This is a genomic window from Paraburkholderia sp. 32 (assembly GCF_050435345.1).
Lineage (GTDB): Bacteria > Pseudomonadota > Gammaproteobacteria > Burkholderiales > Burkholderiaceae > Paraburkholderia > Paraburkholderia tuberum.
The window spans coordinates 815,684-830,055 of sequence record NZ_JBNDKD010000001.1; the positions used below are offsets into that span (position 1 = coordinate 815,684).

At 60.7% G+C, this 14,372-nt stretch carries 15 protein-coding genes and 4 pseudogenes; 8 read left to right on the forward strand and 11 right to left on the reverse strand.

Translation table 11 applies throughout. From position 1 onward, the window contains the following. The 3 genes from OKW26_RS03780 to OKW26_RS03790 are packed head-to-tail and all read right to left on the reverse strand — an operon-like array spanning position 1 to position 2,450. A complete protein-coding gene (locus tag OKW26_RS03780) occupies positions 1–867 on the reverse strand; it encodes an FAD binding domain-containing protein (protein WP_429352726.1) in 867 nt (288 codons plus the stop codon). Between the two features lie 3 nt (positions 868–870). Beyond that, positions 871–2,043, reverse strand: a complete 1,173-nt coding sequence (locus tag OKW26_RS03785) for a thiolase family protein (protein ID WP_429352727.1) — start codon at positions 2,041–2,043, stop codon at positions 871–873. Beyond that, complete coding sequence (locus tag OKW26_RS03790; RefSeq protein ID WP_187616551.1) at positions 2,040–2,450, reverse strand: Zn-ribbon domain-containing OB-fold protein; 411 nt, start codon at positions 2,448–2,450, stop codon at positions 2,040–2,042. The genes OKW26_RS03785 and OKW26_RS03790 overlap by 4 nt, the downstream gene beginning before the upstream one ends. A 311-nt stretch (positions 2,451–2,761) precedes the next feature. On the opposite strand from OKW26_RS03790, the gene OKW26_RS03795 reads away from it, so the two are divergent. Continuing rightward, on the forward strand, positions 2,762–3,439 hold the full coding sequence (locus OKW26_RS03795; protein ID WP_429352728.1) for a TetR/AcrR family transcriptional regulator: 678 nt from the start codon (positions 2,762–2,764) through the stop codon (positions 3,437–3,439). Between the two features lie 85 nt (positions 3,440–3,524). Here the strand turns inward: OKW26_RS03795 and OKW26_RS03800 are convergent. The 3 genes and pseudogenes from OKW26_RS03800 to OKW26_RS03810 form a co-directional block, all read right to left on the reverse strand. Then, positions 3,525–3,852 (reverse strand): annotated as a pseudogene (locus tag OKW26_RS03800) (cupin domain-containing protein). 162 nt (positions 3,853–4,014) lie between these two features. After that, entirely contained in the window at positions 4,015–5,115 is a 1,101-nt protein-coding gene (locus OKW26_RS03805) for an NADH:flavin oxidoreductase/NADH oxidase (RefSeq protein ID WP_429352729.1), read from the reverse strand. Then, positions 5,112–5,633, reverse strand: a complete 522-nt coding sequence (locus OKW26_RS03810; RefSeq protein WP_429352730.1) for a LysE family translocator — start codon at positions 5,631–5,633, stop codon at positions 5,112–5,114. The genes OKW26_RS03805 and OKW26_RS03810 overlap by 4 nt, the downstream gene beginning before the upstream one ends. A 100-nt stretch (positions 5,634–5,733) precedes the next feature. Here OKW26_RS03810 and OKW26_RS03815 point away from each other — a divergent pair, with 100 nt between their 5' ends. Then, positions 5,734–6,255: a LysR family transcriptional regulator gene (locus tag OKW26_RS03815; protein ID WP_429352731.1), complete on the forward strand. Its 522-nt coding sequence runs from the start codon at positions 5,734–5,736 to the stop codon at positions 6,253–6,255. A 52-nt stretch (positions 6,256–6,307) separates the two neighbouring features. Here the strand turns inward: OKW26_RS03815 and OKW26_RS03820 are convergent. Continuing rightward, positions 6,308–7,063: pseudogene (locus OKW26_RS03820) on the reverse strand (SDR family NAD(P)-dependent oxidoreductase). A 168-nt stretch (positions 7,064–7,231) separates the two neighbouring features. Between OKW26_RS03820 and OKW26_RS03825 the strand changes: the two are divergent. The 3 genes and pseudogenes from OKW26_RS03825 to OKW26_RS03835 all read left to right on the forward strand — a co-directional run. Further along, positions 7,232–7,741 (forward strand): annotated as a pseudogene (locus OKW26_RS03825) (AraC family transcriptional regulator); the annotation flags it as partial. Then, complete coding sequence (locus OKW26_RS03830) at positions 7,718–7,945, forward strand: AraC family transcriptional regulator (RefSeq protein ID WP_262413846.1); 228 nt, start codon at positions 7,718–7,720, stop codon at positions 7,943–7,945. The pseudogene OKW26_RS03825 and the gene OKW26_RS03830, both read left to right, overlap by 24 nt. Next, positions 7,946–8,125 (forward strand): helix-turn-helix domain-containing protein, encoded by a 180-nt coding sequence (locus OKW26_RS03835; protein WP_429352732.1) that lies wholly within the window; start codon positions 7,946–7,948, stop codon positions 8,123–8,125. It abuts the gene before it with no gap. A 173-nt stretch (positions 8,126–8,298) separates the two neighbouring features. Here OKW26_RS03835 and OKW26_RS03840 read toward each other — a convergent pair whose 3' ends face one another. Further along, entirely contained in the window at positions 8,299–9,072 is a 774-nt protein-coding gene (locus OKW26_RS03840) for an SDR family oxidoreductase (RefSeq protein WP_187616548.1), read from the reverse strand. A gap of 129 nt (positions 9,073–9,201) precedes the next feature. Here OKW26_RS03840 and OKW26_RS03845 point away from each other — a divergent pair, with 129 nt between their 5' ends. Next, complete coding sequence (locus OKW26_RS03845; protein WP_429352733.1) at positions 9,202–9,801, forward strand: TetR/AcrR family transcriptional regulator; 600 nt, start codon at positions 9,202–9,204, stop codon at positions 9,799–9,801. 230 nt (positions 9,802–10,031) lie between these two features. Further along, positions 10,032–10,649, forward strand: coding sequence for a LysE family translocator (locus OKW26_RS03850; protein WP_106282940.1), 618 nt, complete (start codon positions 10,032–10,034; stop codon positions 10,647–10,649). 272 nt (positions 10,650–10,921) lie between these two features. Here OKW26_RS03850 and OKW26_RS03855 read toward each other — a convergent pair. The 3 genes and pseudogenes from OKW26_RS03855 to OKW26_RS03865 form a co-directional block, all read right to left on the reverse strand. Next, positions 10,922–11,638 (reverse strand): annotated as a pseudogene (locus OKW26_RS03855) (transposase); the annotation flags it as partial. 92 nt (positions 11,639–11,730) lie between these two features. Continuing rightward, positions 11,731–12,309, reverse strand: a complete 579-nt coding sequence (locus tag OKW26_RS03860; RefSeq protein WP_187616546.1) for a cupin domain-containing protein — start codon at positions 12,307–12,309, stop codon at positions 11,731–11,733. Between the two features lie 34 nt (positions 12,310–12,343). After that, positions 12,344–12,985, reverse strand: a complete 642-nt coding sequence (locus OKW26_RS03865; protein WP_429352734.1) for a dienelactone hydrolase family protein — start codon at positions 12,983–12,985, stop codon at positions 12,344–12,346. A gap of 188 nt (positions 12,986–13,173) precedes the next feature. On the opposite strand from OKW26_RS03865, the gene OKW26_RS03870 reads away from it, so the two are divergent. Continuing rightward, positions 13,174–14,121 carry a LysR family transcriptional regulator gene (locus tag OKW26_RS03870; protein WP_429352735.1) on the forward strand — a complete coding sequence of 316 codons (948 nt, stop codon included), beginning with the start codon at positions 13,174–13,176 and terminating at the stop codon, positions 14,119–14,121. Positions 14,122–14,372 lie beyond the last annotated feature (251 nt).

Sequence of the window (14,372 nt, forward strand, 5' to 3'; positions counted from 1 at the left end):
TCAGCTTGCGTTCAATGCGCGAGCGAACGCGCGCCCAAGCGCACGCTCGGTCACGGTCCACGCGAGACGTTTCCGATATGCGGCACTGGCGCTCGTGTCGCTAAGGGCGTCAATCCAGCTTGCTCTGCTGGCTGCTGCCTTTGCCAGACCGGCGCTGGGCTGCTGTCCCTGGAGGACGTCGTCAAGCTGCAGACGACAAGGTTTGCTGCCCATCCCGCACAGGACCGCATCAGCGCGCGTGATTGCGTGATTTACGTCGACCGACACCATGGCCGCGGCGCCGACGATTGCGAAGTCCCCATGTCTGCGCGCGAATTCCTCGAACGCATATCCGTGTGGCTGATTCCAGATACGAAGGCGAATTTGCGTCACCATTTCGTCCGGCTCGATCGAAGTAGTCATGAAGCCGCGCGCGAATTCTTGAAATGGGATGCACCGCTCTCCACCGGGTCCCACGGCGACGATGGTCGCATTGAAGATTTCGGCAAGAGCGGGCTGCTCCGAGGCCGGATCGAGATTGCAAACGCTTCCGACAAAAGTGCCTCGATTGCGCGTCTGAATATGGCCGACCAATCGATAGGCCTCCACCATCAGCGGTGCGTATTGTTGAATCAAAGGAGATTGCTCGATATCCCGCTGGCGAACCAATGCGCCGACGCAGACCTCGTCGCCTTCCAACTTTATCCCGTCGAGGCCAGGTATCGCGTTCACGTCGACCAGGTGGTCCACATACGCGTAGCGCATGGCCAACATCGGCATCAGCGTCTGTCCGCCAGCGACGATGCGTGCGTTGTCCAGCGTGGAGAGTAGCTCAACGGCACGCGCCACGCTTTCCGGACGGTGCCAGGTAAAGGGTGCTGACTTCATTTCTCACCTTCCAAGAATGTGTATCGCGCACGCACCGTGATCGAAGCCGTAGGTGCCTCCACCGGTGATGTGCGCCAGCCCGACTCGTGGACCGCGCGGCTCGTCTTGCCCGACCTGCCGTGCGCCGCAGCGACCCTGCAGCTGGCGTGTTATTTCGACGATCTGCGCGATCCCTGACGCTCCAAGCGGATGGCCCCTGCAGAGCAGACCGCCGGACGGGTTGAACGGGATCCGTCCGTTCAGCGCCGTTTGACCGTCTCTGATCAAACCCGCCCCGTCTCCGTGGGCGGCAAAACCCAGTGCTTCGTAGTACAGCAATTCGGCGATGGTGAAGGCGTCGTGACACTCGACGAGATCGATGTCGGAAGGGCCGATACCGCAGGATTCGTAGGTTTCGCTCGCGCAACGCATCGTGACTTCGGGAGTCGTCATATCCCTCCCTCCCTGCATATAACGGCCCGACGTCAGATGGGACGCAAGAATCTTCACGGCGCCTTGCCGATTCGCAATGGGAAGGTCGGAGGCTTCAAGCACCACTGCGGCTGCGCCGTCGCCGAGCGGGCAGCACTGATGCAAAGTCAGCGGCGAGGCCACCTGCCGGCTGCTGAGCACTTCATCCACTGAGATGGTGCTGCGGATCTGTGCGTAGGGGTTGAGCGCTCCGTTCGCCCTGGCCTTGACAGCGATCTGCGCGAGATCGCGGGCTGATAAATCGAATTCATGCATGTAGCGCTGTGCGCGCATTGCATACAGCGCCGGCATCGTCAATCCGTTCGCCGCCTCGACATCCTCATCGCCCAGGTCAAGTGGCCCGGCTCCGAGACGAGTCAATTGCTCTACTCCAACCACGACTGCACAATCCACCGCACCTGCGGCAATCGCGAGGTAGGCGTGCCGAAATGCGCTCGCTGAGGACGAGCAGGCGTTTTCGAAATTCGCCGCTTCGATGCCGGTCAGCCCCGTCTCCCGTGCGATGCGTTGGGCAGCCAACGGACCACCGGATACCGTACCGCAATAGACTGCGCCGATGCGTCGGCGATCGATTCCGGCTTCATCAAGTGCCTCGATGACCGCTGGCGCGGCGAGTTGGGAAAGACTCACTTCCGGGAAACGTCCAAAACGAATCATGCCTGTGCCAACGACGCTCACACTCCTCAAACCGTTCGTCACGCTCATGAATTTTCCTGCTGAGAAATTTCACCGGGCGCGGTAAAGAAATAGATGAATTGGCTCGCTTGTTTGTTTGCTGGTTGCACTCGCAATTCGAGCTGCTGCCCCGTCTGTACGGCGCCAACGTGCATTTCGATGCGCCCGAAGACCCGCAGACCATCGCTCAGGTCCACATACCCGACGGTGTAGGGCGTGTCGACGCCTCGTGGTCCCATATGCACCACGCTGTGGCAGTAGAGGGTGCCGATCGCCGGCAACGGCGACGCGACGAAGTCACGACCGCCGCATTGTGGGCACACGGTGAGTACCGGATAGATCGGCGTTTCGCAATCGGAGCACTTCACCCCTAGTAATGACCAGCCCTTCCCGCCTCTTACAACTGAGGCTGTCCCTAATCGTCTGAAACCGTTCACGCTGACTCCACTCCTGTTCGTTTGAATGGTGTAGTGTGTAATACACTATACTAGCAAGCGGCAGCCAGGAAGGTAGGGCAAACCCGGTGCTCGCGGTTGCCTTCAGAGAGAATCGACATGCCGCCTGCTGGTCGGGAGCGCCGTCGCTATATGCTGTTGCCGATGCATCGGCAACCGGTCAGTGCAGAGCGTGAACCGCGAAGTCTGCTCATCCATCTGATTCCGAAAAATCGTCGGCGGCCTCGCTTGCTGGCGAGTTTCTCCAACGGCGGGCAGAATGCCTTGCAGACCGATAGTTTTGGAGCTTATAAGTGGCAATAGCGAAGGCAGGAAAGAAGACGGCCCTCTCGCGGGCAGAGAATCACGCGCCGGACGGCGTACAGGGGTATCAGCAGCGTGTTAGCAGGGAAAAGCGCGCGCTGATACTGGACGTCGCAATTGCAACGTTTCTGGAAAACGGATATGACGCGGCCACGATGGATTCCATCGGCGATCGCGCGGCAGTGTCATATGCGACCCTGTACAAGCACTTTCCCGGTAAGGAGATCCTCTTCAGCGATGCGATGGACCATCTCTTCCATCAGTTGTTCGCACGCTGGAAGGATCACGCCGTGCCCCCGGAGGTCGAGTCGGGCTTGCGCGAGATTGCCCGCGCATACAACGAGCTTGTTTCCGAGCCCAGCATGATTGCCGCAATGCGGCTGGTCATTGCTCAAGTGCGAAGCTTTCCCGACATGGCACTTCGCTTCCAGCGCGCGAAAGATCTCTTCAGCGACGTAACGGACGCCTGGTTGACAAAGCGGGTGGAAGAAGGCCGCCTGAAGATTGCCGACGTGCGGCTCGCACGCGCCGAATTCATCGGCATGTTGGGAGAAACGCTTTACTTTCCCCGTCTAATGCGGATCGATCATGCGATCTCCGACGAAGACGTTGAAAGGATCATCGGCAGCGCAGTCTTCACGTTCCTGACGCGCTATCACGCGCATTGAATAACGCGTCGCGACACCTACACCACGGTGAACGAGGCGGCGCCCCGCCTTTACGCGATACCTATAGAGACAGCAATCAGCCTGATCAACACATCTGTTCGTCGATTATCCTCGTCAACGGAGACTCGACATCGCCCGTGTGCTTCATCCGCACGGGCTCGATCAGGACGATCCAGCACCCGCTATCGGCCACCGGATTGCGCAACGTGCCCCTTGGGACTACGTGCATCGAACCCGCTTGCAAATCGACGACGCGTCCGCCTTCGTATTCGATCTTCAGATGTCCGCGCACTTTCGCAATCTTCAGGTATTGATCGTTGACTTCCGTGACGACTTTCGGTGACCAGTATTTCGACCACGTCGCCGAACGCGGCTTCGAGGTCGAACGATTCGGCAAACGGATGGATTGCCATGACTATATCCCGGTCGGAAAGGCGAAAATGGCGAGCAGCACGAGCGCAAGCAGAGCCATGTCCACCAGACTCAACTTAGGGAGTCTTCGCGTTAGATGGCACCTGCAAGAACGGGACGTTGTTGAACTTCGAATTCACTGCCCCCTTCTCGACGAGACGGATTCAAACGAACACCTTTCGCAGCCGACTGGGTTGAGCGCGAAGATACTGGTTCGGCGCCCTGACTTGAGCCCCAAAGTGAGCCGCAGCGTGCCAAGGCCAGCGAGGGTCAAAGAGCACGGCCCGAGCAAGCGCGATCAGATCGGCATCCCCCGTGCTGAGAATGGATTCGGCTTGTTCGAACTCAGTGATCATGCCGACGGCGATGACAGGGAGCGTCGTCTCCTGCTTCACTGCCCGCGCGAAGGGAACCTGATAGCCAGGCCCGATCGGAATTTGCACGGCTGGGTTCGAACCACCACTCGAGACATTGATCGCGGCACAGCCTCTAGCCTCCAGTGCGTGGACAAAGGCGATCGCGTCCTGCACGGACCACCCGCCGTCCACCCAATCAGTAGCCGATATCCGCATCGTAACGGGGCGATCATGCGAAAATGCGTCTCGCACGGCTTCGAAAACCTCGAGTGGAAAACGCATTCGGTTTTCCAATGAGCCGCCGTACTCATCGTCCCTGTGGTTTGAGAGAGGCGAGAGGAATTGATGGAGCAGATAGCCGTGCCCACCAAGGATTTGAATGAAATTCAACTCAAGCCGGGAGGCGCGTTGCGCTGCGGCCGCGAAGGCGTCGCGAATTGCGGCCAGACCATCGCGGTCCAAGGCGGTGGGAGGTGTCTCGCCGGCCGCAAAAGCGACCGGGGATGGGCCGTAGGTGTTCCAACCATTTGCGTGAACATATGGAATCTGTGCGCCGCCGTCCCATAATTTTTGTCGAGACCCTTTTCGGCCAGCATGGTTGAGCTGGATTCCAATCGGCGTATCAGACCACCGCCGAACGCCCTGCAGCACTCGTGCCATGGAGACTTCGCACTCGTCCGAATAGAGCCCCACGTCACCATAGCTGGTGCGTCCCTCGGGGGTGACCGCCGTCCCCTCAATGGTTAGCGCCGCCGCACCTGAAACCGCCAGCTGGCCGAGGTGAATCAGGTGCCAATCGCTCATCTGCCCGTCTTCGGCCGAGTACTGGGCCATCGGGGCGATCACGATCCGGTTGGCTAATTTCAAGTTGCCGACTTGTATCGGCGAGAACAGCGTTGGGTGACTCATAACAACTCCTTCCGGCGCGTTTTAGCGCCGTCGATGTGCTTCGTAAAACCCGCGCGCGACACGCTGATGTCGACGAGGCGCTTTTCGTTCCTGACCGCCACAGCGACACGGTCGAGGTCGTCGAGGTTCGCGGCGTCAGACGATGCCGCCGCGCCAACCGTCATCGCCCAGCCTTTCGGGTTGAGCCAGAGCAGCAGGAAACCGTTGACGAGCGAAACCGGCCGCGCGGGGCCGTTGTTCGCGTTTGGCGGCCCGCTGCGCGCGATGCGCCACGCGAGCCACAGCAGATACGCCGAGCCGAGCGCCCTCACCGCCGTTTGCAGCGACGGCAGCGTGAGAAGCAGGCCGCCAAGCCCGAGCGCAGCGAGCAAGGCGAGGCCCATCGCGATGCCCAGCATCAGCGGTATCGAGCGTACGAAGCCAAAGCGTGCGCCTGAGGTGATGGCGAGCGTGGTCGCGCCGCCGGGCGTCACGGTCGCGACGGCGACGAAGAGCAGAAGCGGCAGAATCGAGGTCATCGGTGCAAAATCGAATGAGCGAATTTGCACTGTACGGATCGTCGAAGCATCGTGAAAGCTAATAATGTTGATGCGGTACATTACGCGCCATAATGCATAGATGAGCCGAAACCTCGATCTCGATCTGGTCCGCACCTTCGTTGCCGTCGCCGATAGCGGCAGCATGACGGTCGCCGCGAATCTGCTGCACATGACGCAAGGCGCCGTGAGCCAGCAGGTGAAGCGCCTCGAAGATGTGCTGGATTGCCTTCTGTTCGTTCGCAAGACACGCCGCCTGGAACTGTCGCACCAGGGCGAGCAGTTTCTCGTGAAGGCGCGCAAGCTGCTGCGGCTGAACGATGAAATCTGGGCCGACATGACCGGCCAGCCGTTGCGCGGCGCCTTGCGTGTGGGCGTGCCTTACGATCTCGTGATGCGGCTCGCGCCCGCGATGAAGGCGTTCGCCGACGCGCATCCGCACGTCGAAATTTCGTTGGTGTGCGCGGCGTCGCCAGAGCTGAGCGAAGCGGTGAATAGCGGTCGCGTGGACGTGTCGTTGGTCGAATATGTTGCGAGCGAAGCCGAAGGTGAAGTGGTCTGTGCGGCGGCGGCATTAGAAGGGGTGCGAGTGCCGCTCACCTGATTCACGAAGCAGGCGTTCGATGAAACTCAGCAAGCGCCTGGCATTCTTGTGCTCAGATGCCCTGTCCGCCAGACACTTCGATGCGCTGCGCGTTGACCCAGCGGTTGTCCCCGGACAGCAGGCTGGCGATCATCGGCCCGATGTCGTCAGCCGCGCCGACGCGGCCCAAGGCGGTCATGTCCGCGAAGAACTGGTTGAACTCCGGGGTGTCACGCACAGGCCACCGAAGAAGTCCGTCTCGATCGCGCCCGGTGCCACGGCGTTGACCGTGATCTTGCGGCGGCCCAATTCCTTCGCCATGTAGACGGTGAGCACTTCGATAGCCCCCTTGACCGAGGCGTAAGCCGACCACCCTTCGGCAGACACGCGGGTCAGACCAGTGGAAAGGTTCACGATGCGGCCGCCATCGGCGAGTAGCGACAGCAGCTTCTGGGTGAGGAAGAACACGCCCTTAAAGTGCACATTGACCAGTTTGTCGAACGCTTCCTCGCTCATCTCAGCGATCGGCGCAACGTCACCATGGCCAGCATTGTTGATCAGGTGGTCATAGGCTGTCGCGCTGCCAGGTCTGGCGCAGCACGGTCTTCAGCCGCTCAGCGAAGGCCGGGAACGTCGATGCGTTGCTGGCATCGAGTTGCAGGGCAACCGCCTTGCGACCCAGCTTCTCGATCTCGGCGACGACAGCCGTGACCTCTGCTTCGCGGCTCTGGTAGGTGATGATGACGTCGCCGCCTTTGCGGGCGATCGACAGGGCGGTATTGCGGCCGAGGCCGCGGCTGGAACCCGTGACGAGGGAAACCGTGCTCATGGCTAACTCCTTTGCAGGTGGTGGAAGTAGGCGTTCATTTTGTTGCTGAGAGCGCCAACCACCTTTGCCTAAATCTCGGAGTCCTTGGCCTTTTTCTCCGAAGGTGGTATCTCCAGTCGCCTGAACCCGCTACGATGGCCATGTGAAAAAAGACCATGATACGCAGGTATGAGTGACATATTACTTGACGCGGTGCGCCGCTACGCCGAGGCGTATGCTGGCCCGACCGGCGTGGCCCAAACCCCCATTCCCGGCCTGACTACTATCCGGGCGACGAAGCCGAGCGGGATCGACTACGCAATCTCCCGACCGCTCGCCTGCCTTGTCTTGCAAGGAAGCAAGAGAGTGACGATGGGGACGCAGACGTTCGACTTCAGCTCAGGCGATTCGCTGCTGATTACGTCCGACGTGCCGACGGTCAGCCAGATCACGCGCGCCAGCTCCGCCGAACCGTACTTCTCGCTGGTGCTGGATCTGGACCTGACGGCCATCGCGGAACTCGCCGTGGAGATGAAGTAAGGGCCAGTGGCCCAAGGGTCATCCGTGCGGGTCGAACCGTCCGACTCCGAGGTTGCCGACGCGGTGCTGCGCCTGATGCGTTTGATCGAGCGTCCCACGGCACTGCCGGTTCTGCAAGTGCAACTCGTGCGTGAAATGCACTACTGGCTGCTGGTCGGAAAGCACGGCTCCGTGATTCGCCAGCTCGGCTGGCCGGAAAGCCACGCCCAGCGCGTGGCGCGCGCCGTCGCCTTGCTGCGCGCCGAGTTCACACAATCGCTTCCGATCGAGCGCCTAGCGTCAGCGGCCGGCATGAGTTCTTCGTCGTTCTACCAGCACTTCCGGGCGGCGACCTCGTTGTCGCCGCTGCAATTCCAGAAGTAGTTGCGCCTGATCCAGGCCCGCAGGCTGATGATGTGGGAAGGCGTGTCAGCCAGCAGCGCGGCGTTTTCAGTAGGCTATGAAAGCGTCCAGCAATTCACGCGGGAATACCGACGAATGTTCGGTTTACCGCCGGGCAAAGACACCGATGCGACCAGGAGCGCTGTCAGCGCGTACGCCTAAATGGCAGAAAAAGGACTCGCATCCCCAAGACACCACCAGGATGCTTCACCCATGGTGGTGTCTTGGGGATGCGAGCGAGTCGCACGATTCCTCCCGTTTAGAAGAATCCCTAACGGATACGTCCACCGTTCTTGGTGTGCTGGTGCGATCTTTCTATCTGGCGGAGGGAACGCCTAGAGCCGGGCACCGCCCGTCGCGTCGATCACCTGTCCCGTAGTCCAGCGTGCCTCATTCGATGCGAGGAAGGCGATGACGTCAGCCACATCGGCAGGTTGCCCCACTCGCGAGAACACCGACATAGCCTCCGCGCCGGCGCGCGCCTCCGGTACCGTTATCCACGCCGCATTCATGTCAGTCTCCGTCACACCCGGCATGACCGCATTCACCGTGATGCCGCGCGGACCGAACTCAGGGGCAAGCGCCAACGTCAGCGTTTCAATGGCACCTTTCGACGCGGCGTAGGCAGGATGCGTCGGAGCCGCGACACGCGTGAAACCCGTCGAAACGTTAATGATTCGTCCATTGTCGCGAATGTGATCGGCAACAGCCTGAATCAGGAAGAATGGTGCCTTGAAGTTGACCGTCATGATCTCGTCGAAGACGGACTCACTGGTCTGAGAAAGGGGAATTGCCGGTGCCACGCCAGCATTGTTGACGAGAATGTCAAGCCAAGGCTCGCCCGTGGCGGCGATCGCGGCAGCCTTGAACTGCTCCCAGATACTATCCGTTGCTTCTTTACCGCGATTCAAGTCCGCCTTGATCGCGATGGCTTTTGATCCGAGAGCCTCGATCTCGCGGATGGTGTCGTAAGCCGCATCGGCATTGCTGCCGTAGTGCACGCCGATGAGCGCGGCCCCTTCTCTCGCAATGGCCAGTGCTACAGCACGGCCGATACCACGCGAGCTTCCGGTTATAAGGGCTGCCTTGTTTGAAAGTCTTGCAGACATTGACAACTCCGTTTCGACTATTTGAATAGGGATCGTTATAATAATAACGCCGGAAGAGCCTTGTCAACGCATTTTATAGGAATCGATACAAAAATGAACGGACCCGCCCGGAAACGTGGCAGACCGAGGTTGCTGGATCGCGAAGTGGGGCTCGATATCGCCGCGCGGCTGTTCTGGGAACATGGATATGAAGGCACCTCGATAGCCGACCTGACCGGGGCCATGGGTGTCCCGCCGCCGTCCCTCTACGCAACGTTCGGCTCGAAGGAGGATCTTTACAGACAGGCGCTCGACCATATCAGCGAGCGTGAGAACAAGCAGTGGCTGGAAGCGCTGCACGGAACCATGCCGGCCTACGATGCGATAGCGTTCTACCTGCACGACGCCGCGGCACGCTTTACCGACCCGGGAAGGCCGCGCGGCTGCATGATTTCGACTGCTGTTCTTCAACATGCTGAAAAGAGCGAGTCCGTCGCCCAGACCGTGGCCGCACGGCGGGAGCTTGGGCTACAGGCCATCAAGGCACGCTTCGACCGTGCCGTAGCCGAAGGTGAGCTTGCCACTGACACCGACACCGAAGCGCTCGCACGCTTTTATGGCGCAGTGGTGCAAGGCATGTCCGCACAAGCCTGTGACGGGGCAAGCAGGGCAACACTGAAGCGGCTGGCTGATGTTGCGTTGTCGGCATGGCCCCGGCCTCAAGCTCATCGCCAGAAGCCGGTTTCGTGAGTGCGGTTCACTTTCGGCAAACACGACATGGGCGGTACCTGAGTCAATCAAGCAACGGGGTCGGCCGCGGGCCTAGCGGTGGCGTCCGCAGCGGAGCGGTCTGCGGTCACCCCGTCCGGGCCGGCCGGGGTCGGAGTCCGGCCAACAGCAGTCAGTCGTGAATTGCTTCAGAATAGTGGCCGATGGAGCAACTCCACGTTTTGTACAACCACAATTCACCGAGGCTACAAATGGTCGATTGGTCTGCTATTGCGACAGTCTTTTCTGTCTATGCGGCAGCTGCCGTTATACCCGGGCCGAACTTCGTCGCAGTCACTCACAAGGCGGTAGCCGGTAGACGCTCCGATGCGCTCGCGCTTGTCGCCGGAATCGTGACGGTGAATCTGTTCTGGGCGACTTGCGCCATCCTTGGTATCGGAATGGTGTTCGCTATTTTCCCGTGGCTCGCTGCCGGCGTAAGGCTTGCTGGCGCGGCCTATCTGATCTGGTTCGGGCTGCGGCTCGTTGTGTCGGCACGGGCAACCCCGTCAGGAGCACATTACCCAACGAAGACGCCTCTGTTTCGTGCCGCGTTCCTGCAAGGTATCGCGACAAATATCGCGAACCCGAAGTCCATCGCCTTTTATGCGGCAGTGTTTTCCTCAGCGGTGCCCGCCCACGTTTCCATGCCGACGTTCTTCGCAATGCTTGCTACTGTCGGTGCATCAGCGACGTGCTGGTACGGAGCAGTCGCGCTCGTTCTATCGCACGTGGCGATTGCGACGGCGTATCGTCGCGCGAAGGCATGGATCGACCTCACATGTGGAGGGCTCATGATTGCGCTGGGAATCCGGCAGGCATTTCGTTAACAAAAGCGCCCGGCGGAGCCTATCTGAACGGCCGCTTTGCGTGTGGGCGACCGTCCCTTGCGGGTCGCGTACAGCCGTCCGCCTTCGCGGCGGAAGCCAGCTCGATATGCAAGTCGCATGAGGCACCGGTCGGCCCAGAGCGTGTCAAAACGCGTGGCCCCTGGGAATTGACGAAACCTGTCTCGGCGCGGATCGCCGCTTGTCGATTGCGGCAAGCCGAACGTCAAATCACAGCCGCACGCATCACGAAGCTCAACAAGCCCGTCCGGGCGTCACGCCCGCATCGCCTTCATAATCGCTTCTGAACCGAGTAGTTTGATCACCCGCTTCATATTGTACGCCAGCACGTGCAGGCTCATCTCCGTGCTCACCCGCTCGATGGTCCGTGTCAGAAAATGAGTAGCGCCCATCCATGCCTTGATCGTGCCGAATGGATGCTCGACAGTCTGTCGCCGGATGCGCATCATCTCGGGCGCATGATCAAGTCGCACCTGCATCTCATCAAGAACAGCTTCGTGCTCCCAGCGCGTCACGCGACGTTGAGGGGCCCGGCGTGCATTGTGCTTTTAGCGAGCATTGCTGGCAGTTTGAACTCCAGTACTTACTGATCTTCAGGCCACGCTCAAAATGGTCGAGAATCGCCAGATGAGCCGCTCGCCTGCCGGGCACCGATATTCGTTCGTCTTTGCGTTGTAGATGAAGTCGTCCTTGCCGAAGCGGCCATCAGCCGTTGCGCTCGATGTTAAGGTCTTCGGGACGAACACGGTTATTCCTGCCTCGTGACACGCAAGTATCTCTTCGCTCTTGTAATAGCCGCGATCCGCAACTGCAGTGAGCCTGGGCACGCCCATCTCAGTACGGGCAAGCTTCGCCATCGACGTCAACTGGTCACGATCAATGCCGTCGTTGGTGACCACATGCGCGGCGATCAGATGGTGCTTCGTATCAACTGCCGTCTGGACGTTATAGCCGACAATTCCTGTTCCTCGCGCCGATGCCCACCTTCAGTTCTGACATGCCGGGTCTCCTCCTCTTGATATGAAAACGGCACCTACTGCGAGGTGCCGTTACGGCCACTACGTCACGGTTGATGCGGGCGATTTCCCTCCACCATGTGGAAGACGTGGCCCATGGGCTCTTCCCAGATCAGGTTGCGTTCCATCGCGCGCGCCGGCATGTCCTGGATCACGTACTGGATGGCGGGCTCGGTGCCCGTATTGATGTGCTCATGGCTGGCCATCGGCGGGCAGGCGAATGTGTCGCCGCGCTTCCAGTCGAAGCGCTTGCCGTCCAGGATCGAATAGCCCTCGCCCTGCACGATGTGGTAGAGCGCGTAGGAGTTATGACGGTGGGCGATGATGTGCTCGCCCGGATTGATACCCTGGATGCCGAGGAAGATCGACGGGAACACGCCACCCGCTTCGCCTGTATCGCCGTGAACCAGCGAGATGAAGCGGCGATCGGCGTTGCGCAGCGGATCTTTCATCACGACGTCTAGCCGCTCCGTCACATCCTGCCAGCGCCAGATTGCCGGGCGCAGGTTCTTCTTGACGAGGAACGGATAGTATTCGTCGTCCGTCATCATCTGCGCCCACTCGGTCCGGTCGACGACTTCCGTCACGGGTGACGTCTCGTGTTTGACTGCGTTGTCCTGGCTCATGTTTGTCTCCGTAAAAGAAAGGGGAAAGGTCGGGCTAGTGCGGATCAACGTGTCCGCACAGATACCAGTTCAGGAAGGTCCGGGTGCGCTCCCAGGCCGCCTTCGAGGCGGCCGGCCGGAACACGGCGGACCGGAACCACTCGTCGAACGCATGCGGCGCGCCCCGATAGATGAAAAGCTCATACGGCTTCTGGGCCGCGCGCAGCTGGCCGATAAATCCGTTGATCTCCTCCCGGCTGACAAGGCGATCCCAGTCGCCGTAATGACACAGCAGGGGCGCCTTCAACGAATCCACCACATCGACCGGTGCAACCGGCTTGCGCTCAGTGCGCGATGCATAGCTAAGCTGACCGTAATAGTCGACCGCACATCCCACCGCGTACTGTGCCGCCGCCAGCGCGGCATAGGTGCCGCCGATACAGAAACCAAGCAGGCCAGTTTTTGACAGCGGGAAGCCCTCGGTGTGCGCCCACGCCAGGATTTCGCCCAGATCCGCGAGCACGCGTGCATCGTCCAGCGACGCGACGGCCTCACCGATCAGCTGCGGCGTGGAAATGTCCGGAGCCGCGCCTTCCCGGCCAAAATAGTCGAGCACGGCGACCGTATAGCCGTCCGCGGCCAGATCCTTCGCGCGGCCAACGATGTAGTCGTTGACGCCCGCGATCGCCGCAAGCATCACGACGAGCGCCGGTCCTGCCTGCGTACCTGGAGCCGGCGGCAGAAGGCGGCATGAGGCGCCACCGGGAAACGAAACCTGCTGGATATCAGTGCTGTTCATGGGGGTACCTGTCCTTGTTGAATAGGAGTGTCATCGCAAAAGCTTCATGGCACAATGTGGATGATTTAGTTTTCACTATTCTCCGAATGAATAATCACCCCTCCCTGGACCTGAACCTGCTCCTCGTCTTCCGTGCGATCTGGGAGCATCGGAACGTCTCCCGCGCCGCGGAGCAGCTCGGTGTCTCGCAGCCATCCGTCAGTCACGCGTTACGGGCGTTGCGCGAGCACTTCAATGACCGGCTGTTCGTCCGGTGTGCCGGCGGGGTCATGCCGACGCCCCTCGCGCAGACCCTGGCCGACCGGATCGCGCAGGCACTGACCGCGCTCGAACAGGGACTCGAGATGCGCGACCGGTTCGATGCGCACACGAGCCGCAAGGAATTCACGATCGTCATGACCGACATCGCCGCGGCCATTATCCTGCCCCGCATCATCGATATCTGCCGGAAGGAGGCGCCCTTCGTCAGCTTCAGGACGATCGAGCTACCGACCGAAACGGTGCTGTCGGCGCTACGTGACGGCACGGCCGATCTTGCGGTCGAATTCAATCCCGCGCTTCACACTAGCCTGCTTCACAAGCCGCTATTCAGGAGCGAGTACGTCTGCATCGTCAGCGCGGACCATCCGCGCATTGGACGCAAGCTTTCGCGGACTGACTTCATGAGGGAGCGACACGCAGTCGCGCAGGCACAGGGGACGGGTCACTACGTGGTCGAGTCGACGCTGCAACGTCTCGGCCTAGTCCATCAGATCGGTGCGCGGATACCGCATTTCCTGGCACTGCCATTCATCATCGCCTCGAGCGAGATGATCGCCACCATTCCACGACCGCTGGCCGAAGTGATGCTCGGGGTCGCGCCGGTGAAGATCTTTGCGTCACCCGTGCGTCTGCCGAAGCCGACCATCGAATTGCTGTGGCACGAGCGGCTGCACGATGACATGGCCACACGCTGGCTGCGCGACCTGCTGCCCCGCGCGATGCAGCCCATCTTTGCCTCCGGGTTCAGCGGATTCGGTCATGCTCTGGAGTGACGTCGGTGTTTCAACACCGGCAGCCCGCACACGGGGATTGGAACGCTTCGGGACAGCGGGGGACCCGGCTATCAGGGTCAGCAAGTATGCGGGCTGGTTCTTTGCACGCCGGCGGCCGCGCACTGCAGTGCGGGCGGGTGCAAAGGCGTGCACCAGCGGCAGGCTCATCCCAGCCACACTCCGCTGTTTCCTCAGCCTGAAGGCGGCCCTGGAAACGAGGTGTCCGATTCGTGCGCGTCGCCATAGGGAGT

What these genes read in the sequence shown, in the direction of transcription:
- OKW26_RS03780 (WP_429352726.1), bottom strand. Translation starts at nt 867, where the DNA reads ATGAAGTCAGCACCCTTTACCTGGCACCGTCCGGAAAGCGTGGCGCGT.
- OKW26_RS03785 (WP_429352727.1), bottom strand. Translation starts at nt 2,043, where the DNA reads ATGAGCGTGACGAACGGTTTGAGGAGTGTGAGCGTCGTTGGCACAGGC.
- OKW26_RS03805 (WP_429352729.1), bottom strand. Translation starts at nt 5,115, where the DNA reads ATGAGTCACCCAACGCTGTTCTCGCCGATACAAGTCGGCAACTTGAAA.
- OKW26_RS03810 (WP_429352730.1), bottom strand. Translation starts at nt 5,633, where the DNA reads ATGACCTCGATTCTGCCGCTTCTGCTCTTCGTCGCCGTCGCGACCGTG.
- OKW26_RS03815 (WP_429352731.1), top strand. Translation starts at nt 5,734, where the DNA reads ATGAGCCGAAACCTCGATCTCGATCTGGTCCGCACCTTCGTTGCCGTC.
- OKW26_RS03830 (WP_262413846.1), top strand. Translation starts at nt 7,718, where the DNA reads ATGCACTACTGGCTGCTGGTCGGAAAGCACGGCTCCGTGATTCGCCAG.
- OKW26_RS03840 (WP_187616548.1), bottom strand. Translation starts at nt 9,072, where the DNA reads ATGTCTGCAAGACTTTCAAACAAGGCAGCCCTTATAACCGGAAGCTCG.
- OKW26_RS03850 (WP_106282940.1), top strand. Translation starts at nt 10,032, where the DNA reads ATGGTCGATTGGTCTGCTATTGCGACAGTCTTTTCTGTCTATGCGGCA.
- OKW26_RS03860 (WP_187616546.1), bottom strand. Translation starts at nt 12,309, where the DNA reads ATGAGCCAGGACAACGCAGTCAAACACGAGACGTCACCCGTGACGGAA.
- OKW26_RS03865 (WP_429352734.1), bottom strand. Translation starts at nt 12,985, where the DNA reads ATGCTTGCGGCGATCGCGGGCGTCAACGACTACATCGTTGGCCGCGCG.
- OKW26_RS03870 (WP_429352735.1), top strand. Translation starts at nt 13,174, where the DNA reads ATGAATAATCACCCCTCCCTGGACCTGAACCTGCTCCTCGTCTTCCGT.